This is a genomic window from Rhodovulum marinum (assembly GCF_004343075.1).
GTDB lineage: Bacteria > Pseudomonadota > Alphaproteobacteria > Rhodobacterales > Rhodobacteraceae > Rhodovulum > Rhodovulum marinum.
The window spans coordinates 58,732-84,272 of the sequence record NZ_SLXP01000012.1 but is presented as its reverse complement, the minus strand read 5'-3'; the positions used below and the strand labels follow the sequence as shown (position 1 = coordinate 84,272).

Annotated in this window: 22 protein-coding genes; 5 read left to right on the top strand and 17 right to left on the bottom strand. The window is 60.9% G+C overall.

Going from position 1 to position 25,541, the window contains the following annotated elements:
• Position 1: 1 nt before the first annotated feature.
• Positions 2–478: a type II CBASS E2 protein gene (locus EV662_RS15875; protein WP_085818123.1), complete on the top strand. Its 477-nt coding sequence runs from the start codon at positions 2–4 to the stop codon at positions 476–478.
• Between the two features lie 232 nt (positions 479–710).
• Here EV662_RS15875 and EV662_RS15870 read toward each other — a convergent pair whose 3' ends face one another.
• The 16 genes from EV662_RS15870 to EV662_RS15790 all read right to left on the bottom strand — a co-directional run bounded on the left by EV662_RS15870 (position 711) and on the right by EV662_RS15790 (position 19,618).
• Positions 711–1,439, bottom strand: a complete 729-nt coding sequence (locus EV662_RS15870; RefSeq protein ID WP_132464644.1) for a DUF736 family protein — start codon at positions 1,437–1,439, stop codon at positions 711–713.
• A 125-nt stretch (positions 1,440–1,564) separates the two neighbouring features.
• Positions 1,565–1,867 carry a hypothetical protein gene (locus EV662_RS15865; protein WP_132464641.1) on the bottom strand — a complete coding sequence of 101 codons (303 nt, stop codon included), beginning with the start codon at positions 1,865–1,867 and terminating at the stop codon, positions 1,565–1,567.
• Between the two features lie 109 nt (positions 1,868–1,976).
• The gene (locus EV662_RS15860) at positions 1,977–2,429 is read right to left on the bottom strand and encodes a DUF6915 family protein (RefSeq protein ID WP_085818492.1); all 453 of its coding nucleotides are present in this window, start codon (positions 2,427–2,429) and stop codon (positions 1,977–1,979) included.
• Position 2,430: 1 nt separating this feature from the next.
• Positions 2,431–2,817: a DUF6878 family protein gene (locus EV662_RS15855; RefSeq protein ID WP_132464639.1), complete on the bottom strand. Its 387-nt coding sequence runs from the start codon at positions 2,815–2,817 to the stop codon at positions 2,431–2,433.
• Positions 2,818–2,943: 126 nt separating this feature from the next.
• Positions 2,944–7,206 (bottom strand): strawberry notch family protein, encoded by a 4,263-nt coding sequence (locus EV662_RS15850; RefSeq protein ID WP_132464636.1) that lies wholly within the window; start codon positions 7,204–7,206, stop codon positions 2,944–2,946.
• Between the two features lie 918 nt (positions 7,207–8,124).
• The gene (locus tag EV662_RS15840) at positions 8,125–8,781 is read right to left on the bottom strand and encodes a DUF6927 domain-containing protein (RefSeq protein WP_132464633.1); all 657 of its coding nucleotides are present in this window, start codon (positions 8,779–8,781) and stop codon (positions 8,125–8,127) included.
• A 102-nt stretch (positions 8,782–8,883) separates the two neighbouring features.
• Positions 8,884–9,477 (bottom strand): regulator, encoded by a 594-nt coding sequence (locus tag EV662_RS15835; protein ID WP_132464630.1) that lies wholly within the window; start codon positions 9,475–9,477, stop codon positions 8,884–8,886.
• A 73-nt stretch (positions 9,478–9,550) separates the two neighbouring features.
• Positions 9,551–11,533, bottom strand: a complete 1,983-nt coding sequence (locus EV662_RS15830) for a ParB/RepB/Spo0J family partition protein (protein WP_132464628.1) — start codon at positions 11,531–11,533, stop codon at positions 9,551–9,553.
• A gap of 158 nt (positions 11,534–11,691) precedes the next feature.
• On the bottom strand, positions 11,692–12,081 hold the full coding sequence (locus tag EV662_RS15825) for a DUF3768 domain-containing protein (RefSeq protein WP_132464626.1): 390 nt from the start codon (positions 12,079–12,081) through the stop codon (positions 11,692–11,694).
• An 87-nt stretch (positions 12,082–12,168) separates the two neighbouring features.
• A complete protein-coding gene (locus tag EV662_RS15820; RefSeq protein ID WP_012187359.1) occupies positions 12,169–12,378 on the bottom strand; it encodes a DUF6330 family protein in 210 nt (69 codons plus the stop codon).
• Between the two features lie 23 nt (positions 12,379–12,401).
• Positions 12,402–13,340: an ArdC family protein gene (locus EV662_RS15815; RefSeq protein WP_132464624.1), complete on the bottom strand. Its 939-nt coding sequence runs from the start codon at positions 13,338–13,340 to the stop codon at positions 12,402–12,404.
• Positions 13,341–13,379: 39 nt separating this feature from the next.
• Entirely contained in the window at positions 13,380–13,865 is a 486-nt protein-coding gene (locus tag EV662_RS15810) for a hypothetical protein (protein WP_040610017.1), read from the bottom strand.
• A 1,205-nt stretch (positions 13,866–15,070) separates the two neighbouring features.
• Positions 15,071–16,282, bottom strand: a complete 1,212-nt coding sequence (gene repC, locus EV662_RS15805; protein WP_132464621.1) for a plasmid replication protein RepC — start codon at positions 16,280–16,282, stop codon at positions 15,071–15,073.
• Between the two features lie 213 nt (positions 16,283–16,495).
• Complete coding sequence (repB, locus tag EV662_RS15800; RefSeq protein WP_105236534.1) at positions 16,496–17,425, bottom strand: plasmid partitioning protein RepB; 930 nt, start codon at positions 17,423–17,425, stop codon at positions 16,496–16,498.
• Entirely contained in the window at positions 17,409–18,602 is a 1,194-nt protein-coding gene (repA, locus tag EV662_RS15795) for a plasmid partitioning protein RepA (protein ID WP_040884156.1), read from the bottom strand. The genes repB and repA overlap by 17 nt, the downstream gene beginning before the upstream one ends.
• Positions 18,603–18,736: 134 nt before the next feature.
• The gene (locus EV662_RS15790) at positions 18,737–19,618 is read right to left on the bottom strand and encodes a recombinase family protein (protein WP_009807472.1); all 882 of its coding nucleotides are present in this window, start codon (positions 19,616–19,618) and stop codon (positions 18,737–18,739) included.
• Positions 19,619–19,845: 227 nt separating this feature from the next.
• Here EV662_RS15790 and EV662_RS15785 point away from each other — a divergent pair, with 227 nt between their 5' ends.
• Positions 19,846–20,916, top strand: a complete 1,071-nt coding sequence (locus EV662_RS15785; RefSeq protein ID WP_038068700.1) for a hypothetical protein — start codon at positions 19,846–19,848, stop codon at positions 20,914–20,916.
• A gap of 531 nt (positions 20,917–21,447) precedes the next feature.
• Entirely contained in the window at positions 21,448–22,113 is a 666-nt protein-coding gene (locus tag EV662_RS15780) for a L,D-transpeptidase (RefSeq protein ID WP_026155629.1), read from the top strand.
• A 25-nt stretch (positions 22,114–22,138) separates the two neighbouring features.
• Here the strand turns inward: EV662_RS15780 and EV662_RS15775 are convergent, their stop codons facing one another.
• Positions 22,139–22,423 (bottom strand): hypothetical protein, encoded by a 285-nt coding sequence (locus tag EV662_RS15775; protein WP_038068706.1) that lies wholly within the window; start codon positions 22,421–22,423, stop codon positions 22,139–22,141.
• A 182-nt stretch (positions 22,424–22,605) separates the two neighbouring features.
• On the opposite strand from EV662_RS15775, the gene EV662_RS15770 reads away from it, so the two are divergent.
• Positions 22,606–24,960, top strand: a complete 2,355-nt coding sequence (locus EV662_RS15770; protein WP_018001712.1) for a heavy metal translocating P-type ATPase — start codon at positions 22,606–22,608, stop codon at positions 24,958–24,960.
• Positions 24,961–25,023: 63 nt separating this feature from the next.
• Positions 25,024–25,536 carry a L,D-transpeptidase family protein gene (locus EV662_RS15765; protein ID WP_018001713.1) on the top strand — a complete coding sequence of 171 codons (513 nt, stop codon included), beginning with the start codon at positions 25,024–25,026 and terminating at the stop codon, positions 25,534–25,536.
• The last annotated feature ends 5 nt before the right edge of the window (positions 25,537–25,541 follow it).

The following is a 25,541-nucleotide window of genomic DNA, read 5'->3' as shown; positions in this document are numbered from 1 at the left end:
GATGGCGGGATCGACCACAAGAAACCGGCTGACACTGCCCCAGCAGTACCTGTTCCTGCAGAAGTCCAAGACAGTAGCCGGCGAGGGGGTGCTCGGTCCGCGCCGGTTGGAATGGCATTTTCACGCACAACCTACGCCGCTTTCTCGGACGTATCAGGTCACCCTTGTCCTGGAGAGGGACGGAACGCCGGACGTTCGGGTTGTAGATCCTGACTTGAGGTTGCTCGCCGGTGAACGCGACCTGCCACATATCTACCATGACCCTGATCGGCTCTGTCTCTATCTGCCCGGAACCGGACAATGGGACGCCAGCAAGCGTCTGGACCTCACCATTATCCCCTGGACCCACCTCTGGCTGATCTATTTCGAGGAATGGCTTGCATCGGACGAATGGAAGGGCGGAGGGAAGCACCCTGGAGAGGATGACCCAAACGAGAGCAACCGTGCGTTGAGGCGCAGCCTTCAACGACAACGCTAAAATCCGCTGTTAATCTCATTGTATGATGTGAACCGAGTTGGAACCGAGTGACTGTGGCGGATGGTTGTTTTAGACGTGAGGCAACGGCGGCGCATAATCCTGAGAACCACAGTAGGGCGGTTCGGCACTCAACAAACTCAAGTGCGTATCTACACCCTATCAGCACAGAAAAAGGGGAACCGTGATCCCACGGCTCCCCTTTCGGTTCAGATCGTCTCACCTCGCGCGCTGATCAGGCAACCAGCGACAGCCCCGCGCCCGCGTCTTGCGCTTGATCACCGCTGTCGATGAACGGAATGATCGAGAAAGTCTGGCCACCGCGCTGTTCTTCGTTCTGGACGGCGTTGACACGCAGGTCGCCATCAGGCGTGTTGATCAGCAGCGACAGGTAGTCATTGCCCGTGCGGCTGCTCTTGGCCATCCAGGCCGAGCCGACGCGGATCGGCGTGCCCCGGGGCGAGCTGACTTCGATGCGGTAATCGGGGTGGGTCTCCTCGGTCTTGTAGCTGTTCTCGATCAGCATGAACTCCAGATCGAACATCATGTTGGCGATGTAGCCGGTGAAGGCGTTGTCGGCGTCCATGGCGGTGAGCTCGCCCGAGATCGAGCCGGATTTCATCAGGCCGTTCGAGACCAGAGGGATGATCTCGAATTCGCCGCTCTTGGCCGCGCGCGCCTCTTTCGTCTGCACCGCGTTGACCCGGAAGGGACCAAGGCCGACATCGATCTGCATGGAGATGTAGGGGTTGCCGCTGGTCGTGCCGGTTTCGTTCCAGGCCGTGCCGATGCGGACCTTGCGGCCCGACTTGTTGATCGCCGTCACGTCGTAATCCGGGCTGCGTTCGGACATCTTGGCCCGTGCCTCGAGCTGGATGGCGATGTCAAAGCGCGTCGAGTGGATCATGCCGGTGTATTCAGCGGCGGCGGTCTCGACATTGCGGGTGAGGGTTCCTGCGAACATGGGATAGTTCCTTCTTGGATTGGCCGGTGCCTGACGTTCTTGCCAGCGCATCCGGGATTGCTTTCTCGACCCCTTGAGGGATCACAAATCAGAAAGCCTGCTTTCCTTTCAGCCCCGCGCACGGGTCAGAGCTGCCGTCCGAGTGGGAATGCCCCCGCGCCTCCGGGTACAACGCCCCTCCCCTGCCCTTCTGATCTTGTTGGACTGCCCGGATTTTCCGCGCTGTCCTTCGATCGCGCGATGAAGAACTCCGCCTCTTCCCCGTTCAACCCGTGCCCGCCCCGGTCGGTCAGACCGATGCAGCTACCATTCGGCACATAGGTGATGAGGTACTGACCGAGCCGGTCCTTGTAGACAACGTAGCCAGTATTGGGCCAGTGCACGGTTTGGCCGGCATCGACGGCCGCCTTGATGTCATCGAGTGTCATGCGAAGCTCCTTAAGAAGAATGGTGGGTAAACGCCGCAAGAAGCCCGATCTTCCGACCGGGCTTCTATGCAGCATTCGTTTGGCAAACGACCGAGAGCTGTCAGGCGCTTTACGTGGCTTGCGTCGCGCGCGCCGCCATCCAATCTTTCAGGCCAAGAACCGTTCGTCCGGCGGCGACCTCGGAGGCCCAGGCAACCCTTGGATCGCCGCAGGGCTCCCCGCTGACGTGCTGCTCGATATGGCCATTGGCCATCCATGGCTCGGGCTGGATTCGTCGCAGCCAGTCAGCCATACTCGGGATACGGCCCTGACAGTCTTCTCGAACATGCTGCTCGCCGATCCAGCGCACGGGGATGTCCCGACCTGCGCTATTGGTCAGGGTCAGACCGAAGACACGTTCAGCATCGAACAGACCTTGGGTATGGTGGCGCAAGGCCCGGTGCGTGAAGAGCGCGAGGTGTTCTTTCGAGGCGTCAAACCAATCGTGGACGGCCTGATAGTCAGACGGCACCCCGCCGAACTTCCGGGCAGAGCTTTCGGCATGATGAAGCGGATGGGCCATCTCAAAGCCCCTCGTCATAGCTGTGCGAGCATTCGACATAGCGGTCGGCGTGATCGAGGGTGATGCTGTCTGCTGCAATGTCCCAGGTCAGCGTGCCATAGCCGCCCTCGTTGTTCTCGAACCCCGGATGATAGTGATAGGCGAGTGACCAGGCGAAATCGCCCACGGCGGTGACAAGCGCTTCCGGCAGTTTGACCTCCGCAGGCTGCACATTCACGTCCTCGACATTGCCAGAGTCGCCATAGCCTTCGTATTCGGCGGTGACCTCGTTGATGCCAAGCGCGCGCAATTGCGCGATCAGTTCCGCTCGGGTTGCTTTCAGGGTGGTTTCGCGCTCGGCGCGCCACTGAGCCGCCATTGCGGCATAGTCGATCTGGGGATTGGTCATGGGTCTGTCCTCTTGTCTGAATTTGGGGCGCGCGCAGGCGTGCCATTGGCCTGCCCGCGCACCAGGAACGCGCAGACCGGTCAAATCCCGATCCGCGACGCCCGACCCAAAGCCCTCTTTGACTTTTCAGGCGGCTTGGTCCGCCGCTCTGGGGGTTCCCTGCCCCACGATCCGTGCCAGAATGCTGACCGTGTCGACACCGTCCCCATGCGGGAGGAACACCCGCAACTGGAAGGCGATGATCTCGGTGAAACAGCCAAGCGCTTTGAGGCTTTCGATCATACCCCGATCCGCACCGCCCAGCTCGAGGCGCATCTCGCCTGCGACACGGCGACGGGTCAGGGTCAGACCCCGGCCAATATCGACAGGCGCTGTAGTGCCAAGAGCGACGGTCATCATCTCCTGCGGTGTTTGCGGGTTGGAGACGAGGAAGCGGGAGCGCAGCGCGGCCGCCCCTTCTTCGCTCAGCGTGCGCCCGATCATGGCGGTCGCCCCATCCGGCGTGACCCGATAGATGCGCTCATTGGTGGTCGGGATGTCCTTCCAGATCGGTAGCAGAAGCCCGGTCAGCAGATAGAGCTTGGTCGTGGTGGTTTTTGGCAGGGACGCAGCCTCGGCATCCCAAAGCCGCGCAAACTCAGGCTTGCTGATCTCTTCCCAGGCAGAAGACCCGAACCGCGCCTCCTCCAGGTAGCTCGACCCGTTTGGCCGCACCGCCTTGCGCATCAGCGTGACGACGTCCTCGTCATACATCTGCATGGGCCGCGCCGAGATGAGCGCCGCGCGGCCGGAGGCGCGATTGACCATGGGGAGCTTGTCGGGATTGCGCGACAGGGCGTCATCCGCTGACAGCACACGGACCGGGTCGGTGACCTCGAGCCCGATGATCCGCGTCACGGCGCCGGATTTCGGGCAGGTCCAGAGATCTTCGGTGGAGACCTGTTCGATCCTTTCGCCTCGCAGGGTTTCGACGCCGAGATCGAGCGTGCCTGCGGCCCGCGCCCGCTCGGTCTGATCGGCGATCCGGCGCATGAACTCGACAAAGAGCGCGTTCTGCATGTGGATGGGAAGGGCCAGCACCCGGTTCAGAAACCGCTGGATCGGCGGAAGCTCTTCGAGCAGCACCCCGTCCTTGTCGATCAGCCGCAGGGCCGTCCAGTCGGTGAAGCTCTCGTAGCTCATCGCCTCGGCCCGCCCGACGGCAAGATCGGCGAAATACCCGCGCAATGCCGCCCGCGCGATCAGGCTTTCGAGATTGTCCTCCTCGCGGAACATGCCTTGCGAGCCGGTTTCGCGCTGGCCCTTGGTCAAGGCCCCCAGCTGGTCGAGGCGTTTGGCAATCGTCGAGGTGAAGCGCTTCTCGCCATGCACATCGGAGGTGCAGACCCGGAAGAAGGGTGCGCTGACCTGGGCCGAGCGATGTGTGCGACCCAGCCCCTGGATGGCCGCATCGGCGCGCCAGCCGGGCTCCAGAAGATAGTGCCGCCGCCGCTTCTGGTTCTTCGCCGTTTGCGCCGCATGATAGGACCGGCCCGTCCCACCCGCGTCCGAGAAAATCAGGATATTCTTCTCACCATCCATGAAGGCTTGGGTCTCGGAGGAATTACTGCTGAGGCTGCGCTTCTCGATGAAGAGATGGCCGTCGGCGGCCTTGAGGGGCCGGATGGACCGACCCGTGACTTCAGCGACGGCCTCGTCGCCAAAAGCCCAGAGGATCTGATCGAGCGCCGAAGGGATCGGAGCCAGCGTCATCAACTCCATCATGGCCGCATCTCGTAGGGCGAGCGCCTCGCGCGAGACAACGAGCGCGCCGGTCTCGTCCCTGAGCGGCTCGGCCACCATAGTGCCGTCGATCTCGACCAGCTTTTGCGCGTGGATCGGGAAAGCCTGTTCGAGGTATCCTAGGACGTAGTCGCGCGGCGTTAGCGCGCCCTCGACCAGCTCGTCCGCCGGGTCCATCGTCTCAAGCCGGCGTTTCAGAAGGCTTTCGCCTGTCGAAACCACCTGGATGACGCAAGCGTTGCCCACTGCCAGGTCGTCTTCGATGGCACGGATGATGGTCGGGGCTTTCATGCCCATCAGGAGATGGTTGAAGAAGCGCTGCTTCGTGCTCTCAAAGCGGGACTTGGCCGAGGCGCGTGCGGCCGAGGCATTGGTCTCCCCCGAGGCATCGTTGACACCGGTCGCGGTCAGCGCGGCCTCGAGATTGTGGTGGATCGTCCGAAACGCGGTCGCATAAGCATCGTAGATCTCGATCTGGGCCGGGGTGAGCGCGTGTTCGAGCACGTCATACTCCACCCCATCGAAGCTGAGGGCGCGGGCCGTGTAGAGCCCGAGCGTCTTGAGATCGCGCGCGACCACCTCCATGGCGGCGACACCGCCTGCCTCCATCGCCGAGACGAAACCTTCGCGGCTCGGGAAGGGATATTCGGGGCCCTGCCCCCAGAGCCCCAGTCGTGCGGCATAGGCGAGGTTGTGGACGCTCGTGGCGCCCGTGGCCGAAATATAGAAGACGCGGGCGCGCGGAGCGGCCAATTGCAGCCGGAGGCCCGCAAGGCCCTGCTGGGAGGGTTTGACCCCCCTGCCCTGCTCTGACCCGGCAGCGTTCTGCATCGCATGGGCCTCATCAAAAGCGAGGACGCCTTCAAAGTCTTCGCCTATCCAGGCGAGGATCTGGCTCAGTCGCGTGGTGCCGCATTTGCCCGCCGAGCGCAGCGTGGCGTAGGTGACAAAAAGGATACCATCGCCCATCGGGATGGGCTGGTCCGGTTTCCATTTGGAGAGCGGCTGGATGTCGGCGGGCGAGCCGCCAAGATCGGTCCAGTCGCGGATGGCATCTTCGATCAGCGTGGCGGATTTGGAGACCCAGATCGCCTTCCTGCGCCCGGCCAGCCAGTTCACCAGAATGAGCCCGGCGCATTCGCGCCCCTTGCCGCAGCCGGTACCGTCACCGAGGAAGTAGCCGAGGCGATAAGCATTGGCGTCCGGGTCATCATCGGAGCGCGTCAGCTTGGTCTGGTCGTCATCGATCGTAAAACGCCCCGGCAGGTCGCGCCCATGGGCATCATGCGCCATGATGATGGTCTCGAGCTGCGCCTCCGAGAGGTGCCCCTCCTCGATTAGTCGCGCGGGCAGGCGCAATTCCGCGCTGGCGCCACCCGAAGGCACGGGTGGCGCGACAGAGGCCATGGCGATGCTCTCGACCAACGGCGTGGGATGTTCCTGCGTGCCTGCAATCTCGATTCGTTGCGGGCGGTAGCGCGCATAGATGTCCGAGACGGGGGTGTTGTCGCGCGGGACATCGAAGCTTGTGAAGCAGAGCGGGCGGACGGCATTGGCCCGTGGTTTGGAGGCGGCGACAGGCGCAGCGACGGTCTTGCGCGGGGCAGATGATGGAACGGTTGCTCGAGCATGAGGGATTGCTTCAGCCCATTGGCCGGGGCGTATCTCGAGCCGGGTCGCGGCCACGGCGTCGATACAAGGAAGGGCTTCATCCAAGTCCCGGACACTGGCGCGGATCATCTCGCCGTCCTCCTGCACCTTTTCGAAGACTATCAGCTGAGTTTCGACAGAGGTCCCGAGCTTGCGGTAGACCTGCCCCGGCATCGTCAGCGCCAAGCGCGGCGTCAGGAGACCGCAGGCGCGGGACCAATGCGCGGTATCGCGTTCGGGCGTGAATCCTGGCGGCATGATCGCCACCAGCCGCCCACCGGGCGCGAGACGCTTCGCTGCCGCAATGAGATGCTTGGCGGCGATGTGCTTGTCTCGCGAGCGATCGACCGAGGAAGCGAAGGGCGGATTCATCACCACGACGTCGGGCAGAACCGGCGTCTGCAGCAGATCGTCAATATGCTCACCGTCATGGCCCGTCACATCGCCGCCAAAGACCGCGCGCAATAGGCTCTGGCGAAAGGGGTCTATTTCATTGAGCAAAAGCGTGGCACCGGCCCGGGCGGCGAAAGCGGCCAAGGCGCCGGTGCCAGCCGAGGGCTCCAGAACGGTCTCGCCCTTGCGAATGGCTGCCGCCCGCACGGCCATTGCCGCGAAAGGCAACGGCGTGGAAAACTGCTGCAGCCGGATCTGTTGCTCTGACCGGCGCGTTTCCGTCAGGAGACGTGACGCAAGGAGTTTTGCGGCGGAGTAATCATCCTCACTGTTGTCGCCACGTAGCAGCGCCTGCACAGCCGCCGCCTGCATCAGATCGTAGGCCATGCGCCAGTCCCACGCGCCGCTGGCATCGCTGCCATGAAACGTCTCGCGCATGATGCGCGCGAGCGCTGAACTGCGCAGGGGTTGGTAGTCGATCTCCGCGCCGATTTGCGCTAGCGCAGAGGCGAGATCAGCGTCGGAGATTGGGAAAGGCGGGTTTGCCGGATTGGGCTTGGTCATGGGGGTTTTCCTTTGGATCAGGGTCTGAGTTCCAAAGGACAAAAAGCCCACTTTCGCTTTTCGGGGTGATGAGGTCAGACCAAGAGGCATCCAATCGCCGACCGGCCAATCAAACGGTTTGTCGGAGTTGGTTTAGAAAACTGAAAAACCCGCCGCAATGCGACGGGCTTTTGCTTTCTTTGTGCAATGAGGGGAGGCATAGTGCCCGCAGTCTCAAAGCTCATGCTCTATATGGCACCGAAAGTCTTTACTGTCAATGTATCCACCGTTCACGGCTGATGAAGAACACCACCTTCCGAACGTCTTATCCGCACCTAGGTTTGCGACCTATCTGCGCGAAACCGGCAATGATAGGACGCGGGCTCTCCACCTATACCACTGGAATCTTCAAGTATCAGCCGCGTTCATGGTTCCACTCCATGTTTTGGAAGTTGCGCTGCGAAACGCGATCGTGGAAGCAATCGAAGCTGTCCACGGAGGAACATGGCCTTGGACACAAGGCTTCATCCGTTCGTTGCCGAACCCGCGCGGTCCGGCATACAGCCCCAAACGAGACCTCGAAGGCTGCGCAGCACAGCAACCCACTGCCGGAAAGGTAGTCGCCGAACTGAAGTTCGTGTTTTGGGAGAAGATGCTGACAAACAGGCACCAAGGCAGACTGTGGGACGATCATTTCTACGCAGTGTTTCCGGACGCGCCTCGTGGTGTCGCTGCCAACCAGCGCCGATCTGAATTAAGGTCTGACATTGAAGCCGTGAGGAGGCTCCGCAACAGAATCGCACACCATGAGCCTGTTTTTCCGCGCGCCCTTCAGGATGATTTTGATCGGATCATCCGCTGCATAAGATGGCGCAACGAAACGACCAGCAACTGGGTGCTAGAAATCGAGACGGTACGCGCACTCCTCGCAGTGCGCCCCTAAGCGTCCCGCCCCGCGAGATACTCCGCCAGCACAGGACTGGCCTCGCCCTTTGCAGAGCTGAGCAGCTCCGAGCCGGCAAGCGAGGCTTTCGACAGGCGCACGAGGCCGCCGGTTTCCTCGATGCGGTAGCAGCGGCGCTTTTGACGCCCGCGCCTGTAGTGGGTCGCGGTGACAATCTGGCAGGTGCTACCATCGGTGAGCGTCACAGGCGCTGCGAGCTTGATCTTGTCGCCTTCCTCGTAGTCCGGGATCGACGCCCAGTCCCGGCAGCGCTGGCGCCAGTCCTGGGCGTAGCTGTCCGGGTCTTTCAGGTCGGAGAGAAGCTCGATCAGCGCAAGGGGCGCGCGCGACGCGTTCGGGCCAGCGCTTTCCTCCATGTCCTTGTAACCCCAACAGCCATTGTCGTAGGCGGTGAGGAAGACTGCGCCGAAGGTGATCGAGCCATCCGCTTCGGTGGCATAGGTCGCGTCTTCGACAGGGGTGCCGTCGAGATTGGTGACCCTTGCCGCCGCGTACCAGGTTGAGCCAACCTTGCAGGCCTTGATCAACTCGGTCTTTCGGATGTCGCTCTCGAAAGTGCAGAGCCGTGTGATCTCCGCTTTCTCATCCGCGTAGGTTTGGACGCGGCGATCGGTGTAGAACAGCCAACCCATTTCAGAGCCCTTTCTTTCATTGGGGAAATTGTTGTCGCCAATGTCCCGAGAGGGCCGCAGGCCCGGCAGGGTATTGGCGATGCTTGTTTGAGAAAGGGCGCGTTATGCCGCCCTCCGGTCATCGAGTTCCATCAGCGCATCAAGCGGCACGCGATAGGGCTGCATCGCGTCGAAATCCTCGCAATTGCCGCAGTTCTGCACGATCGCGAAGGTATCGCAGGCATCCTTGAGGATGACCCGGAACGTGCCGCCGAGGCCCGAGGGCACCTCGTAGGTCCCGCCGATGAGATAGTCCGACGCTCGGCGCACGAAGACGCGGATGCTGTGGCCATCGGTGGCGAGCCGGATCGCCCCCTGCCCCCGATCGATGAGCACCTGCACGTCATCCAGGATGTCGGTGTAGAACTGGCCGGTCAGATCGCGGAACGCCATGCGGCGCTGTTCCATCCAGTCGGTGTCGCGAAATGGGTTCATGCCATCGGCGAAGGCAAAGGAGGGATCGGCCTGCTCGGTGGTGACGATACGGGTGGTCGTGCCATCGATGCCGTTCGAGCGCAGATGCACACCATTGCCGACGATGAGGATCAGGGCGGGCCTGTCCACGGGCCCGTTCCAGTTGGGCAGGAAGGTCTTGCAGGCGCGCGCATGGGCGATCTGCGCCGCCACGGCGGAGGCGGAGAACTTGAGAATAGCCATGGGATGTCTTTCCGTTGGGTTTGAGAGGATCGACCCGCGCGGTCCTTGCGCCACGCGCGGGTCACTTGATGCGTCAGGCCGCCTGCGCGACCTCGCTGTCAGAGACGGGGGTTTCCTGAGCGGGCGCCGCCTCATCACAGGCGGCACCGGCGGTCTGCATCATGGGCGGGCACCAGGCGGCCACGGCAGCGCGCTGCGCATCCGTGAGCGTGGCGAAGGGCTCGGCGAAGAGCTTGTCGCAGAAGGCGACGATCTCTTTCTTGCTCGACGAGGCCAGCGTCACCGCCTCCTGAGCGAGGCCCAGATCCTCGCCGAGGATCTTCAGGAGCCAAGCCTTCTTGAAGCGGTTGAAGAGCGCCGCGTTCGGCGTCCAGTAGGCGCGGATATCGGGCATGATCTCGATCTCGAAGTCATGCATCAGGCTGTCGCGCTGCCGATCCCGCGCAAAGCAGGATTGCGTCGTGCTGGCCGTCGCATAGGCCACGAGCTTGGCCTTCTCACCCGCATCGAGCGCCCGAAACGCCGCGAATTGATCGGCGGGCAGGCGGCTGTCATCAAGCCAGGAGAGGTCCAGCGCATCATGCGCCGCCGCCACCTGCTCGAGCGAGGTTGCGTCGATCTCGTCCATCTTGGCGTGGCTGCGGTATTCCTTGCGGGCCTCGATCTTGATCGCCTGGCTGACGCTCATGCCAGTGCCCAGAACGTCGCTGACCAGCTTGAACAGCGTCAGATCGAGCGTGGCCTCAGGATGCAGCGCCATCGCGGCCCCGAGCGCCATGGCCCGCTCGGTCTTGAGATCCTCGGCCAGCGAGCCCGGGTAGGTGATCTCGCCGGCGTCCGCGGCCTCCTCCCCCGTCGGGTTGGCCGAGGAGCCGCGCGCGCCCTCATCTTTCACGAAGTCCTCGGGGCGCACGAGGCCCACATGGAGCGTCACCTGACCGCCCTGCCACGAGGCGATAACCCCGGCCCGCGCCAGATCCTCCGCGCTGTAGGCCTCCTGCAGGTCGCGAGCTTCCTCTTCCAAGGCATCCACGCGGTCGTAAAGCGCGTTGTAGGCACCGTCCTCGAGCCCCTCATTCTCCATCTCGAGCTGCAATTTCTCAAGCTCCGCGGTGATTTCGTCGATGCGCTTCTGGGCAGCCTCATCCGGCTCGATCGGGCCGGGATAGACGCGGCCATAGTCGGCCATGGTCGCATAATCATAGCGCACCATCGCATCGGCCCAGGCAAAGCCCAGTTTTGCGCGGGCCACTTCGGCGGCGGCCCCAAGCTTCTCGAGCAGGATGGTTTCGACCAGCGCCGCATCCTCGAGCACGGAATGCTCTTCCAGAAGGTCAGCCGCAATGGCCCCGCCGCGCGCCTCATAGTCCTCACGCACGAATGCCCCGATATCGTCACTGACCTGCACACCACGCGACTTGAGCGCCTGCCGCACCGTGTAGGCCTGCAGGTAGCTGTCCTCCTTGGTGAGCGCCTCATAGACTTCACGTTGCACCTCCTGGCTCGGATGCTCAGCAAAAGCCTTCATCGTATCGAGCGTGATCGTCTTGGCCCGGGCAGCCGCGCGGATGTCGGGGTGGATCAGGCCATAGCGCAACCGGCCTTTGACGGCGGCAACCGTGGTGCCGAATGTCTTGGCGATGGTATCGGGCGTCTGGCCATCGACCTCCATGATCCGCGCGAAAGCCTCGAACTCGTCGATGGCATTCATCGGTGCCTGGGTGATGTTCTCGGCGAGCGACAGCGCCGTGGTGACGTCGCACTCCTCAGGGACAAGGCGGCAGTCCACCTTGGTTTTCGCCGTGAACCCCTTGCTGGCCTTGTCGGCGATCAGCTCCTTCAGCGCGGCATGGCGCCGGCCACCGGCGAGGACAGCGTATTTGCCGTCAAGCTTCTGGACCAGGAGAGGCTGGAGCAGGCCCAGCACCGCGATGCTGGCTTTGAGATGCGCGATGTTCTCGGGGTCGTAGGTTTCCGGCGCGTTGCTGCGCACATTGGCGGGATGGGCGACAAGTTCGCCGATGGCGACAGAGACGGGTTTGAAGCTTGCGGTCATGGGATGTCCTTTTCGGTGGATGAGGTGGGGCCCGCGCGTTCACGCGCGTGACCAATCCCCGGCATCGGGGATCACCACGACAAAAGGCCCACTCTCCCTTTAAAGGGCCAGCGGGCCTTCATTTCTTGGGGTGTCAGGCGGAGGCGTCCCCTGCCCTTCTACCAGTCGCGCGCCATCATAATGGTCAGCACGCGCATGGTGGTGGCAGGATTGTCAGGGGTCTCAGCCCCGTAGCGGAAGTCGGAATCCGCCTCATAGAGATCAATTTTCCAGAACACGGTCTCACCGCGGATCTCGACCGCCCCGAAGTCATGCCATCCCTCCGGGTCGTTCTCGGGTTCGAACGTGTCGAACGCCCCCGCGGCTTTCACCGCCTCGGCCATGAAGCCGTCGCCGGCCTCCATGAGCGAACGGGTGACGTGCATCCGGCCCTGGATGGGCTGCGCGGGTGGTACCCCGAGGCAGGCAAGCTTGCGGAACGCGTCGTTCTGCGCCGCGATCACACTCGGATCTGGACGGTCTGGCTGGGGTTGAACGATCATGGACATAGGGATCTCCTTTGAGAAGTTGAAACACCCTTCCCAAAGCCAGCTTTTTCTTTTCCGCTTGGCGGAAGGACCGAAGCAGAAGGTGCCCTACCCGAACAGCCCCTTGGGTCTGTAATTCGGGTTGGGGATGGTTTCGATCCAGCCGCCCTGGTCCGTGATGCTCTCGAGCGCTGCCGAGAGCGGATACGCGCCCTCAGACGCGCTCCACCAATAGGCACCGCGTTTGAAGGAGATGATCTTGCGGCGGCCGTCGTTGAAGCAGGCCACCCGCAGCGTCTTGGGTTCTTTACGTGACATGCGAGTCTCCGTTCTCCGTATGGTCAAGCAGCCTCGGCACTGCGCCCTGCCCTGCCCGCCTCTGACCGTGCGATCAGGTAATCACAGGCGCGCTGCGCATCCGCGGCGTGCTTGAAGATCGCACCCTTGTCCGACCGAAGAACGCGCAACCAGTTGTGGAGATAGGCGGCATTCATCTCGAGCGTATGGGCCGTGAAGCCGAGCGTCTGACCCAGAAACACGGAGGTCAGTTCCGCGACGATCTCCTCGCGCGCGTAGGAAGTGTTGCCGAACTTCGAGAACCCGAAATCGCGGTTCAGTCGATGGGGGGCTTTCGTGGCATGGGCCAGCTCATGCGCCCAGACCCCGTAGAAATTGCGCGGATCGTGGAACCGGGTGATCGACGGCATGTAGACCTTGTCCACGGGTGGCAGGTAGTAGGCTTCCGTGCCGGTAAAGACGGTCGTGATGTCGATGGCGTCGAAAAACGCCTGCATGTGCGGGATGGGTTCGGACGGCGGGTGCTCGGGCACCGGCTCCGGGTCTGGGAAGAAGCTGTCGGGTAAGCCCTCGATCTGGCAGGCATTGAACACGCGGTAGGATTTCTGGAAGCGGAAGATACGGGCTTCCTCGGAGTGATCATCGCCGTCGCTGCGGTCGTCCTCGCCGCCGGCGTCTTTCCGGCTTTGACCGTAGTAGACTACGACAGAGGACTTCTCGCCCTTGCGCACCTTCGCGTCCAACGCATTGGCCTGCGGCAGCGTCATCCAGAAGGGCGAGCTATGGCCCGCCATGACGGTGCGCATGGTCAGCAGGAAGTTGTTGACCCCCTGGTAGGGTTCCCCGCCCACGCGCAGGGGGCGAGAACTGCCACCTGCGGTCCAGGGCTTGCGCCACGGCAGGACGCCGCGCTCGATGATGCGGATGATTTCGTTCGTGATGACCTCGGAGGCATCGAATTTGGGCGTGCGGGATCGGGCCATGGCGGGCGTCCTTTCGTGTGGTGGTGAGAAGATTGGGGATCAGATTGACCGACAGGGCCGCGGATCGTTGGCGATCCTGGCACCGAGGGCTTCGACCATGTCGATGTAGGTGGTCAGCGAGACAGACTGGCCGGCACCTGAATGGTCAGGGTCGACAGATCTGTCCCGCGCCACCCGCGGCAAGTTCGCGAATGCGATGACATCGGTGACGGGTCGGATATCGATGAACGGGGTCCCTCGTGCGACCGCAAGAGCGGCCAAGGGAAAGCGTTCGATCGGCGCGAAAGTCGACACTGTGGTCCAGCCGAGATGAAGGAACGTCCCACCCTCCCCGCAGATCACATGCGCGTTTGGCAATAACGCCGCCTGCTTCAGATGGCCGAGATCACGCATGACGGTCTCGCTTTCGAGCCGCTTCGCCAGCCCCGTCTGGCCAGTTCGGCGCAGTTCTCTATGCCGCCACCAGGAGGCAGCGGTCGCGCGCAACACGCGCAAGACACCTGTTTGCATCGGAATGCCCTTCATCAGGAAAGACAGACCGGAATCCGGCCCGGACCCATCTGAGGGACCCCAAAGGCCCTCATCCGTCAGTCACAAAACCCGAAGAACACTTTCACTTTTCGTGGACCAAACCCATGAAACACCCAACCGCCACCGAACTGTACTGGTACGACGGGATCAGAACTTCCACAGGGCCCATCGGCTAGACCTGTGGCGGTTCCTTCTTCACGAGATAGCCCAGACCGCTCAATCGGCCCGCAACTGCCAACTTCTTCGTAAAGCGTGCTGATGCTTTGGCTTCCCGTCGATGTAGCGGATCGGCACCCTGGAAAGGGAAATCATGTCGATGAAGGCTGTTATGGGCATGATTTCTCATCGCGAATACCAAAAAACGCAATAACCTATTGTTATTAAATCATTTTCCTCCATCTGACGGATCAGATCATTCCGCAGCCAACATCAATGCACTCTTTTGAAGAGTTCGGGTGTCATGAAATCAAGAGATTGAGTTGCAACCGCTGTTCTGCGATGTCCTCGTCGTCCACTACGACCAAATCAGCGGAACGCGGGACCGCTGGCAACCAGCTGCTGCGCTTGAGGAACCGATTGCCTCGTTGGCCATGTCGCCATTATCGAAGTGACTGAGAAGTTACCGGCTCCCCCTTCCCCGCGCGCGGGAATTCGAGGATCGAGCCCTTGGTCAAACGGTTTTGGCAACCATCGATCGTCTGCTCCTTGTGCGCTACGGCCCGTAGCCACGATATCATGCAACAGACATCCACAACCTACCTCTCAGGCATTAGTACCGATGAAGGCCAAGCGAATATCCGAGTCCAGGACCCAAATCGCCGTCAGCAGGCGCCGGATAGCGTAGAGCCAATTGTTGAGGGTATTCATCATCAGATCTCAGACATCGAAAAGGGCAGGGGCCGCGGAGGCGCGCAACTGCTAGGTTGGCTGCAGCGCAACGCTCTGTATGTTCTTCGCTAGCCGCCTTTGCGCTACTAGCAGCGATGGTCACCAGCTGAGGTTTTACCATGATGATCGGGATGCCCTCGTCATCAGAGCTTCGCCGGGACGAAGGCGAAAGCCACTTTCACGATCTCAAATACCGCCACACCTCAACCCCCTAACTTTTCTCTCTCGAACACCGTTTGTGTGCCGAGAGCCTACTTAACAGCTGTTAAGTTATGCCATGCCAGCCGCACGAGATCGGAGTTTAACAGCTGTTAAGCCGCGTTCCGCCGACCAATCAATGCCATGACCATTGGGCCACAGGAAAACTCGCCTGCCGCAGCTTTGGCAGTCAGAGCTCGCAAGTATCCACCAGGCGATCTTATGTCGGCGAAGCGTTCCAGCATGGCAGCAACGACGATCGACGCTTGCTCCGGACCCATGAACCGCTGTGCTTCTTCCCATGCAGACGCACTGATTCCCATGGCTGGCCGCACATGGCACGCCGCATCGAAGAGCTGATGCCAATGCCGGATCTCACCTTGGTAGAAGGTTTTAAGCGAGGGACATGCCGCGATCACTAGGTGCAGCGGGATCTTTGGCAGGTGTCTTGTGTCCTGTTCATCGACGTCAGCCACAGCCTCATCCGTGTCCACATCTGGCACACCCGCCGCCGCCCCGCTTTTTTCTAAAGCAGGTTCAAGATCTATAGATTCTTTATTTGAATTATGATGGTGATGCTCAGAATGGGCATCATTGGTGTTCATTTCTTCTGTTTCAGGGCCATCAATGATGTTGCGTGCCTGGTCAAGGAGAGCTTCAAGGTCGGCTCGATAGGCCGCGAGGTCCTCAATTGAAAGCTTGCGGCGAAGCGCGCGGGCTGTGAGTGCAGCCTTGTCGCGAAGCTGATCCCAGAAGCCTAGGCCGGGCTGTATCTCGTCTCCGAACTCGGCGAGGGCCGCGAGGTCGCGTCGCATGAGGCTTACGACCTCTCTCAGGCGCCTGACGCGCTCCTCAGCCTCACGTACGGCCTCTGCGGCCCGTGCTATCTCCTCGGACTGACAGTAGAGCGGGGAAAGATCGAAGCCAAAGGCAACGCGATCTTCGCCGTGCTTGCGGACGTAACGCTTCCCGTTGGGGCTATCGCGCCGCTGGAGCAAGCCAGCCTCGACAAGACGCGCGAGGTGACGACGCATCGTGGAGCAGGGCATACCATTCAGGCGCTCACAGATCGCCTTGTTCGAGGGGAAGACGACCATCTCGGCGTTCCCGCCAAGCGCATCGTCCGGAAAGAAGCTGAGGAGCCCCTGCAAAACCGTCAGATCACGTTCCGAGACCCCAAAGGCCGCTTGCGCCTTGGAGAGCTCGCGCAGGAGTTCCCACTTGTTAACGGGTCTGGCTGGAACAGATGCCTCGGGTCGCTCAATGACGCGCAAATGGGCGTGCGAAATCGGCCGCATAAACGGCGAGATTGGTGTGTACTCCATGAAAATGTCCACGAAGACAAAAATTCTAGGGCCCGCGAATCGCTTTGCGCTTGCGGGGTAGGGGCCAGAACGCTACATTCAGAAGTGCGAAAACTGAGATTTTGTAGCGGGCTGATCCCGGTGCGAAACCTTACAAAGGTCTCGTGAAGCTAGCTTCTCGGGGCCTTTTTCTTTTTGCCTGTATCGTGCCTCCTTCTTGTTGGTTGCTCTTCCTCAGTCTCCTGAACGCTTCCAGCGCTCATGAAGCTCGGTAATCAGCTTTGGGGCGTTGCCCTCCAACCAGCTGATAAAATCAGGTTCATCCGTAGTTAGATCAAGTTTGAGCTGCTTGCCTTGGCGGCCGGTCTTGACCGTCGCAGCTCCAACACCGGGGATCGCCAAAGCAGGCACACCCTTTCTAGACGGGCTTGCTTTCTTCTCTGCTCTCTTCGCAGCTGCCAGAACTGCGAGAAACGCACGCTCAGAAACCTCATCGACCGAGCCGGAACTTTCGGACTTGGCTGCATGAGCTACGGCTTGCAGTTGGTCTCGATCACCGTCGTAGGCACCCAAAGCCTTTTTGAGCTCTTCCCATCTCGGGCGACCAATCCCGGGAGCCGCACCAATTGCCTGGATGAGTTCCTCGCCGACCGTCCGAACGACACTCAAGAGTTGTGAAACCCCAGCTTCGTGGAGGTTAAGGACTTCGGCGACACCTCGATTGGTGCGCTCAGCCCCTTCCAAATGATCACCGTCCAGAAGTGCCGTCGCAACGAGCGCACGCTCAATAAAGCTAAGATCACGACGCTCTTGGTTCTCGAGAAGCTGATCTCGAAGCGCTTGATCACCTTCAACCTCTGTGACGATGGCTCGAACTTTGATACCGAGTTCGCGACATGCTTCCAAGCGTCTGCGGCCATAGATCAGGTTGTAGCGATCGCCTTCCAGTGGGCGGACCAAGACAGGCACACGCTGACCGTTCTTGGAAATAGAGTTCTTCAGGCCCTCAACGTCAATCTGAAGCCTGTCATCCAACCGTCCTTCGGTAATAATCTGCGCCGGATCGATCTCAAAAACACCGCCACGCAGTCGGCGCCCTTCAAGAGCGTCAGGAGCGTTGCGAAGGGTCTGCAGCGGCAGGCCAAGTTTAGGCTTTCTTGCCATTCCGCCCCCATGTGTTCTGGATGATTTCAGCGATCTCATCGTTCACTGCGTTCATAGATTCGATCGCACGATCAAACGTCTGACGCGTGAAGTCCTTCTTGTCAGCTTCGTAGAGCGTTTGCTTGGTCAAGCCGGCATCAGAAATTGCAGTCGACTCAACCATGTGATTGGTCAGGACCGACCTCCCAAAGAGCCCGCGAATGAAGGCGATGACTTCGGTCTGTGGCGCGTCGCCGACTTTGTATCGCGTTGGCAAGAAGCGAAGCCAATCGAAGCGCAGATTTGCGCCTGCATCCCTGATTACTCCAAGGAGATCCGCAGTCATTCGCAGGAATTGGGACATCGACATAAGATCAAGCATCTGGGGGTGAACCGTCACGAGCACACCCGAGGACGCGGAAAGTGCTGACATCGTCAAGAAACCAAGTTGCGGCGGACAGTCGATCACAACAACGTCGTAGTTCGCTTCAACACTATCGAGTGCGTCATGAACTCTCGCGAAGAACGCCTTCGCTCCGCCTCGCTGGATCGCAGCAGGCGTCTCGTGCTCGAACTCCATGAGTTCAAGGTTGCCCGGGATAAGATCAAGGCCGCGGATGTAGGTTTTGCGGATCACTTCGGCGATCGGAACCGGATCGTCATAGCGAACGGCATCATAGAGGGTTCCGCCCTCCATGAGGTCGAGTTCTGGCTGGATTCCGTGAAGAGCCGAAAGAGATGCTTGGGGGTCGAGATCGATCGCAAGAACCCTGTAACCCTTGAGCGCCAAGCGCTGAGCGAGGTGAGCAGACGTCGTCGTTTTGCCCGATCCGCCCTTGAAGTTCACCACTGAAACGACTTGAAGCTCGTCACCGTCGCGACGTCCAGGCACGTAAGTTCCAGACTTCTTTGCATTTCCTTCAAGCGTCTGACGGATTTCCCAGATATCGTCGAGCGTATAGCGACGATGACTTCCAGCCGTCGTCTCGACGTCAACGATCTTTCCTTCTCGATGAAGCTTCCGAAGATAGGTATGGTCGACACCAAGGAGTTCAGCAGCTTCGCCGCTGGTCAAAGTGCGCATCACCTTCTTTGCATCCGGTGGGAAGTGTGCAGCGCGCTGAGCATGCAGGTTCGACGCGAGAAGTTCCGCGTAGTGCCCGATGGCGATATCTAGATCCTGTTCTGCTTCGCTCATGTCTGCCCCGATCCGTGGGCGCGTTTTTTATGTGACCGCGCGGTATTTTTCGAGACTATTGCCCGACCACCCAGATTCGTGCAAGCACTTTCTAGATTTAGTGGCAATCCGTCAGGCCAACACAAGTGTCGTGTTCAGAGGAGCCCCAACTTTTCCGCACGCTCAAGCAGCATTTTGACCGAAGACGGCTGCCAGCTAGTGCGGCCTCGAGGGGTGCGCTCACGCATCGATTCCAGCCGGTCGCAGATCGCCTGCAGTGTGATTTCCGGGTCCGAGCCTTTGATGGCAGCCACGATAGCTGGCAGGCGGTCATCGGTTTCGCGGCGTCCGGCGCGGCCAAGCACTTCATCTAGCAGAAACCCGTCGCGGACATAGGCTTTCACAGCACGGAGTAGGCGGCTTTGGGTCCAGTGCCGGTCGTGGGGCAGGGGGCCATTAATGATTCGCAAGACATCTTCCCAGGCCATATCCGGCCGTAGGCGTCGCACGTGGGGCACCCAATCCTGCGCGGTTTCGTTCAGGCGCTCCATGTAGCCGTCCTGTCGTGCCAGCCGCACCTTGCGCAGCGCGGCGGGGTCTTTGGTGCGAAGCCCAGGATTGCCACCAACGCGCCCTTTGGCGCGCGCAGAGGCAAGCCCGGCCTTTGTGCGCTCACGTATTAGCGCGCGCTCGAACTCAGCCGCGGCGCCCAGAACCTGCAATGTGAATTTTCCTTGAGGGGAGGCGGTGTCGATTGGATCCTGCAGCGAGCGGAAGAAAGCTCCCTTGGCCTCCAGACGTTCGATCACCTCCAGTAAGTGCGACAGAGACCGCGCAAGCCGGTCGATCCGCACGACGACCAGCGTATCGCCGCTCTGGACGCGTTCGAGCACCCGCGCGAGCACAGGACGCGCGCGATTGCCGCCCGAAGCGTGCTCTTCGAAGATCTCGACGCATCCCGCAGTTTGCAGGGCCTCAGACTGGGGCAGGGGGGTCTGATCCTCTGTCGATACGCGGGCATAGCCTATCAGGGGCATGAAAACGGGGCCGTTTGCAATTTCATATACCGTTACTAAACGACCGTTTGTAAACGAATGCAAGTAGGTGCTCTCTCGTCGCGTTCATCCTAAGACCCTTGGTTCCCTAGCGCTGAGCGCGATCTGAGAGGTTCCGCCGGCAGTCGCGCGAGCGTGCTATATAAAGGGCGTAGGCAACCGCCACAAAATCACTTGGGTAATGTGCAAAAAATAAGTATTTTGCACATATGAATACGAGAGCCTCTATTTTGACTGATGGTTACGACGACCCCCTCATCACTACCGAGGAGGATGCAGAGGCTCACGAAAAGGATCTCTGGTTTCTGCCGGGACCATTCGAAGAAGAACCAGATGATTTGCCTCCCGGGCCGCGTGCAGAACCGCCGGACACTGCCGTCATCGAAGACTGGGCAAAGGCAGAAGGCGTTCACGCTGCGCGGCTAGCAAAGGTGGCTGGACGCCTGGGAGCTCTGGATGACCGGCTGCTGCGCGGCCCGGAAGGCTGGCGGCATCGCCTCGCTCTTGTCGAGGCAGCGGCCCTCAGCTGGGTCGCAGGAGATCGGGTGAGTACTGATCGTCTGGCGCTCTGGGTATCCATGCGGCTGTCAGGTGCACAGGATGACCCAAATGCCTTGGCACGCGTTGGATGGGCTGTTCGGCGCTTGACAGGCGGTCCCGGACCGATGGCTGACCTGGCCGCTTTTCTGGATCGCCGCGACCCCGAGAACATTGAAGACAGCGCTGAGCGTTTCGAGGATCGCGCGGGTGGGTGGCTGGACGTCATGGCAGCCGCAAAGGGTCTCCACCCGATCACGCGGGCGTGCATGGGGTATCACCTGTGGAGCTTGGCGGGCCTCGGACGCCACGGCGACCAGATCGAAGCTGCCGTCACCGCGTCTAGGATCGCGACCAGCGATGGAAGCGGTGCCATCTTCGCGCCGCTCGCTATGGCCGGGGCCGGGGGGCTGCGCGTTTCGGGCTTGCCACCCGAGCGTTTGGCCCGCTGGTTGGATGGGATGAACAGCGCAATTCTAACGGCGATGCGAACACTTGATGATATTGAAGTGTGGATCGGGCGGGCAGAAAACGTCATGGCGCAATTATCTGGCCGCACGCCGGTTGCCTTGCGAAAGGTTTTCACGGAATGGCCCTTGGTCTCCGCCCCGATGGCTGAGGCCATGACCGGAGCCAGCCGCGCCGCCGTTCAGCGCAATCTCGCATGGATGGAGGCAAGCGGTTTGATCCGCGAGGTGACGGGGAACGGGAGGTATCGCATGTGGAAAGCTGACCTAATATAGGTCATTTGTCGAGGCTGACACCGGCTTGACCTGGCACGCTTTAGTGCCGCCCCAGATGATCGTTTAAGCCACTTTCCGTTCGAATGCGACAAGGCTTTTCCAGCCCAAAGCGTTCGTTAGCCATTCGTCTCACGTTTTTGTGACAATTGATCGCTTGAAGCTCCAGTGGGTGAAGGTTGTAACGGGGCGAAATAACGGAATGAGAGCCGGAGCCAGAGATGGCATCGTAGCATTTGCGAGTGGCGCAAGTTCCCTGTGCCGTGACGTTCCCGATCTCATGGTCGCGATATCGAAGCCGCTGTGCCTAAATTTCCAGACAATCTGCGACTTAACGAATTGTCGCTGCGCAACTTCGGACCAGGTATTGTGCGAGCAGTTTTCTCCTCCCTAGCAAACTGGAAACTGCAAGGATCGCATGTCTACTTACGAAAATTTGCCCTTGAACCTCTAGCCACTAGAAGTCCTATCTGTTCAAGGAGAACACATACCGTTCTTGCCATCAATCGCCGGTGAGAACCGAAAGGGTACGAAATGCTGACAAGACGACACTTCATTCAGACAACAACGGCGCTTTTTTCGGTGACCGGTCCCGGTATGGCTTTTGCCGACACTTGGCCCACCGAGGCTCAGAAGGCTGAATGGGACGCACAGGTGACGCCTCAGGGTTATGTTGCCGAGACTTCCAACCCATGGGGATTGCACCCGCGGTTCCTACCGCAACGTGTGGTCGCGAAGGCCGGTCTCGTGCCGGGAGATATCCATGTCGACGCGGTCGCACGATATCTTTACCACATTGAAGAGGGTGGAACCGCGATGCGCTACGGCGTGGCCATCGCGCGGGGGAACCTCTACGAGCCGGGTGTCTATACCATCAAGCGCAAGGTCAGGTGGCCGCACTGGCAACCGACACAGAGCATGATCAATCGCGACCCCGAACTTTATGCTGACATTGCCGATGGCATGGAACCGGGACCGGAAAACGCGCTTGGATCGAGGGCGCTGTATCTCTACGTCGGGGATCGCGATACCCTTTTGCGCATCCATGGCACTCCGAGCCCACGGAGTATCGGTGGCCGCGCAAGTTCGGGCTGCGTACGGATGGTCATGGCTCATATCAATGATCTTTACCCGAACGTCGAGACCGGCTCTACCGCCTATCTTTACTCGGCGGAGGACAGCGTGACTGCCCGCAGCTAAGCCAAGCAGCGGACGGCAAACGCAATTAAGTTTCGCGAGGGGTGCAGATACGATTGCCGTTCGCCGTGCGCAGCGGCAGCAAGGTTGTTTCTACGGGGCCGCTGTGTTTGTACCAGTAGCACCCGTCCTCGGGCACCAAGCGCGCGGTTGCAACATCCTGATCCGGGGCAGCCATTGCAATCACGGCTTCGGGAACTTTGCCCCGCCGGTCTGCCGAGTCGCCCGGTCCAGTCGGCTGGATTGCGCACCCGGCCGTAAGAGACAGCGCCACTGCAACAATTATTTTTTGCTTCAGCATCAAAACCCGCATCAAGCTTCCTTTCGTGTCTGTTTTTCTTTGCATCGGCTTTTCATGCCTCAAGGCGTGATGGAGCCGGTCGCCGCATCCTCTAGCAATAAAACAAACTGAAATACCACCGTATTTTGCTCTTGAAGCTCTAGCTACTGTAGGGGCTATGTCATGGTAAAGCACCCGAATCCAGAGGTCCATTCATGCCGCCCGACACCCATCGTCACGACCACGATCACGCCGAAGATGCCCAGACAAGCGGCGGCAGCTGCTGCGGGAGCGCCGGAACGTGCGGCGACATCGTTCCGGCGACCCCCGCGCCAGCGGGCGGGCGCAGTTTTCAGGTGTCCGGCCTCGATTGCGCCGAGGAGGTAGCAATCCTGAACAAGGTGGTCGGCCCGAAGATCGGCGGGGCCGAGCATCTCGCGTTCGACGTGATCAATGGGCGGATGACTATTCTCGACAGCGCCAAGAGTTTATCGGACGGCGAAATTGCAGAACTGGTCGCAAGCACCGGCATGACCGCCAAGCCTTGGGATGCCGAGAACGCGTCGGTCGACCAGGCGGCCCATCTTGCAAGACAGCGGCTGTTTACGGCGCTCAGTGGAGGCTTCTGGGCCGCGGGATTTCTGTGGCACATCATCGAGACCGGCATGGGCGGGGCGCTCGGCCTCTTCGCGGGTCACGGCGAAGCGCCGATGCCACTGGTCGAGGCAGGGCTGTTCGCGGTTGCGATCCTGTTCGGTGTCTGGCTCGTGGCACCCAAGGCATGGTCGTCCGCTCGGCGGCTGTCGCCCGACATGAACCTGCTCATGGTGGTCGCCGTGGCCGGTGCCATCGGGCTTGGCGAATTTTTCGAGGCGGCGACAGTCGCGTTCTTCTTTTCGCTCTCGCTCTACCTCGAAAGCTGGAGCGTCGGGCGTGCGAGGAATGCGGTTTCAGCTCTGCTCGACCTCGCGCCGCCGACGGCAAGAGTTCTTCATGATGACGGCTCGGAAGCGGACGTTCCGGCTTCTGCGGTTGCTATCAACGCACGTTTCATCGTGCGCGGCGGAGACCGCATCCCATTGGATGGTGAGGTTGTCGATGGGGCAGGGGCCGTCGATCAGGCGCCGATCACCGGAGAGAGTGCGCTGGTCCCAAAGGAACGGGGCGACGAAGTCTATGCCGGTACGATCAACGGCGAAGGCACACTGACGGTGCGCGCCACGAAGGCCGCCTCGGACACCGTGTTGGCCAAGATTATCCGCATGGTCGGCGACGCCCATGCCCGCCGCGCGCCGGTGGAGCAGTGGGTGGCGAAATTCGCCCGCATCTATACGCCTATCGTCATGGCTCTCGCCATTGCAATTGCCCTGCTGCCGCCGCTCATTTTCGGGGGGGCCTGGGATTATTGGTTCTACAATGCACTCGTGCTGCTGGTGATCGCTTGCCCATGCGCTCTGGTCATCTCGACACCGGTCTCCATCGTCGCTGCACTCACCGCCTCAGCGCGGGCCGGGGTGCTGATCAAGGGCGGTGCATATGTTGAGGCACCGGGCAAGACCACTGCACTGGCCATGGACAAGACCGGCACGATCACCATGGGCGAGCCCGAGGTGGCGGCGGTGCATCCGCTGGGCAAAGCATCGGCGCAAGATCTGATGACCCTCGCCGCTGGGCTGGAGGCACGTTCCTCGCATCCCTTGGCGCGCGCCATTCTTGCGCGGGCAGAAGCCGACGGCATCAAGGTATCCGCCGCGGAAGATACCCGAACCGTTCCGGGCAGGGGACTTGAAGGACGCACAGACGGCCGGTCGATCTGGCTGGGGTCGGACCGGTTTGCCGAGGAGAAGGGTTTCGGCGACGCCATTCCGAAGGATTTGCGCGACCGCATCGAAGGGGCTGGCAGCACCCTTGTTGCCGTGGGCGACGACACCGGTGTCACCGGCATCTTGGAATTGCGCGACCGTATCCGCCCGGATGCCAAAGGCATCGTGGCGCAGCTTCACGCGCAGGGTGTGAAGACCATCGTCATGCTGACCGGTGATAACGAGCGGACAGCGCGCGCTGTTGCAGCCGAGGTCGGCATCGACGAGGTCCGTGCCGAGCTTCTGCCCGAAGACAAGGTGACTGCCATCGAAGAACTGGTCGAAACGCATGACATGGTGGCCATGATCGGCGACGGGGTCAACGACGCCCCGGCCATGGCGCGCGCGCATTACGCCATCGCAATGGGTGCCGTTGGTTCGGACGCGGCAATCGAGACGGCGGATATAGCCCTGATGACCGACGATCTCGGCAAGGTGCCTTGGCTGATCGGTCATTCGCGCCGGACAATGTCGATCATTCATCAGAACATCGGTATTTCCTTGGCGACCAAGGGCGTTTTCGTTGTCGCTACCGCGTTCGGACTGGCATCGATGTGGGGCGCGATTGCAGCCGACGTAGGAGTGTCATTGCTGGTGGTGGCCAATGCCCTGCGCCTGCTGAACAGCCAAGAGGCCAAGGCGCCGCCGTCCGGCGGTGAGCAGGTTGGCCCACAGATGGCAAAGGCCGCGCTTGCCCACGGACATTGATCACGCAGCATTTGCAAGGTAACGTAATGTCCATAACAGACCTCACGAAAGAGGCATCGAGCAGTGAAAACCATCCGATTTCCCCGCCGCGCCGTCCTGTTGGGCGGGCTGGTAGCGTTTCTGTCCGGGTGTGCCAGCAAGTTCCGCAGCTATGACGGACCCGAAGTCACCCGTGTTCGGCTTTACAAGGGACAGCGCTTGCTTGTTCTCGACGGAGCCGATCGCGTCTTGCAAACCTATCCGGTCGGGCTGGGTTTCGCTCCTGAGGGTCACAAACAATTCGAGGGGGATGGCCGGACTCCGGAAGGAGTTTACACAATCGACAGGCGAAACCCCAACAGCACCTACCATCTTTCGATTGGCATCTCTTATCCGAACGAGGCCGACATCGCCTTTGCCGAAGCGCAGGGCCTTTCCCCCGGCGGCGACATCTTCATCCATGGTGGCCCACGCCCCGGCATCGACCCGACAAATGTCCGCGACTGGACAGCTGGCTGCATCGCGGTCACGGATCGGGAGATCGAGGACATCTATGCAATGGTGAAGGACGGGACACCTATCCACATCTTTGCATGACGGTC

What these genes read in the sequence shown, in the direction of transcription:
- EV662_RS15790 (WP_009807472.1), bottom strand. Translation starts at nt 19,618, where the DNA reads ATGCCCCTGATAGGCTATGCCCGCGTATCGACAGAGGATCAGACCCCC.
- repC (WP_132464621.1), bottom strand. Translation starts at nt 16,282, where the DNA reads ATGGAGTACACACCAATCTCGCCGTTTATGCGGCCGATTTCGCACGCC.
- EV662_RS15875 (WP_085818123.1), top strand. Translation starts at nt 2, where the DNA reads ATGGCGGGATCGACCACAAGAAACCGGCTGACACTGCCCCAGCAGTAC.
- EV662_RS15820 (WP_012187359.1), bottom strand. Translation starts at nt 12,378, where the DNA reads ATGTCACGTAAAGAACCCAAGACGCTGCGGGTGGCCTGCTTCAACGAC.
- repA (WP_040884156.1), bottom strand. Translation starts at nt 18,602, where the DNA reads ATGAGCGAAGCAGAACAGGATCTAGATATCGCCATCGGGCACTACGCG.
- EV662_RS15785 (WP_038068700.1), top strand. Translation starts at nt 19,846, where the DNA reads ATGAATACGAGAGCCTCTATTTTGACTGATGGTTACGACGACCCCCTC.
- EV662_RS15840 (WP_132464633.1), bottom strand. Translation starts at nt 8,781, where the DNA reads ATGGGTTGGCTGTTCTACACCGATCGCCGCGTCCAAACCTACGCGGAT.
- EV662_RS15775 (WP_038068706.1), bottom strand. Translation starts at nt 22,423, where the DNA reads ATGCGGGTTTTGATGCTGAAGCAAAAAATAATTGTTGCAGTGGCGCTG.
- EV662_RS15830 (WP_132464628.1), bottom strand. Translation starts at nt 11,533, where the DNA reads ATGACCGCAAGCTTCAAACCCGTCTCTGTCGCCATCGGCGAACTTGTC.
- repB (WP_105236534.1), bottom strand. Translation starts at nt 17,425, where the DNA reads ATGGCAAGAAAGCCTAAACTTGGCCTGCCGCTGCAGACCCTTCGCAAC.
- EV662_RS15865 (WP_132464641.1), bottom strand. Translation starts at nt 1,867, where the DNA reads ATGACACTCGATGACATCAAGGCGGCCGTCGATGCCGGCCAAACCGTG.
- EV662_RS15855 (WP_132464639.1), bottom strand. Translation starts at nt 2,817, where the DNA reads ATGACCAATCCCCAGATCGACTATGCCGCAATGGCGGCTCAGTGGCGC.
- EV662_RS15850 (WP_132464636.1), bottom strand. Translation starts at nt 7,206, where the DNA reads ATGACCAAGCCCAATCCGGCAAACCCGCCTTTCCCAATCTCCGACGCT.
- EV662_RS15825 (WP_132464626.1), bottom strand. Translation starts at nt 12,081, where the DNA reads ATGTCCATGATCGTTCAACCCCAGCCAGACCGTCCAGATCCGAGTGTG.
- EV662_RS15770 (WP_018001712.1), top strand. Translation starts at nt 22,606, where the DNA reads ATGCCGCCCGACACCCATCGTCACGACCACGATCACGCCGAAGATGCC.
- EV662_RS15870 (WP_132464644.1), bottom strand. Translation starts at nt 1,439, where the DNA reads ATGTTCGCAGGAACCCTCACCCGCAATGTCGAGACCGCCGCCGCTGAA.
- EV662_RS15780 (WP_026155629.1), top strand. Translation starts at nt 21,448, where the DNA reads ATGCTGACAAGACGACACTTCATTCAGACAACAACGGCGCTTTTTTCG.
- EV662_RS15815 (WP_132464624.1), bottom strand. Translation starts at nt 13,340, where the DNA reads ATGGCCCGATCCCGCACGCCCAAATTCGATGCCTCCGAGGTCATCACG.
- EV662_RS15835 (WP_132464630.1), bottom strand. Translation starts at nt 9,477, where the DNA reads ATGGCTATTCTCAAGTTCTCCGCCTCCGCCGTGGCGGCGCAGATCGCC.
- EV662_RS15860 (WP_085818492.1), bottom strand. Translation starts at nt 2,429, where the DNA reads ATGGCCCATCCGCTTCATCATGCCGAAAGCTCTGCCCGGAAGTTCGGC.
- EV662_RS15810 (WP_040610017.1), bottom strand. Translation starts at nt 13,865, where the DNA reads ATGAAGGGCATTCCGATGCAAACAGGTGTCTTGCGCGTGTTGCGCGCG.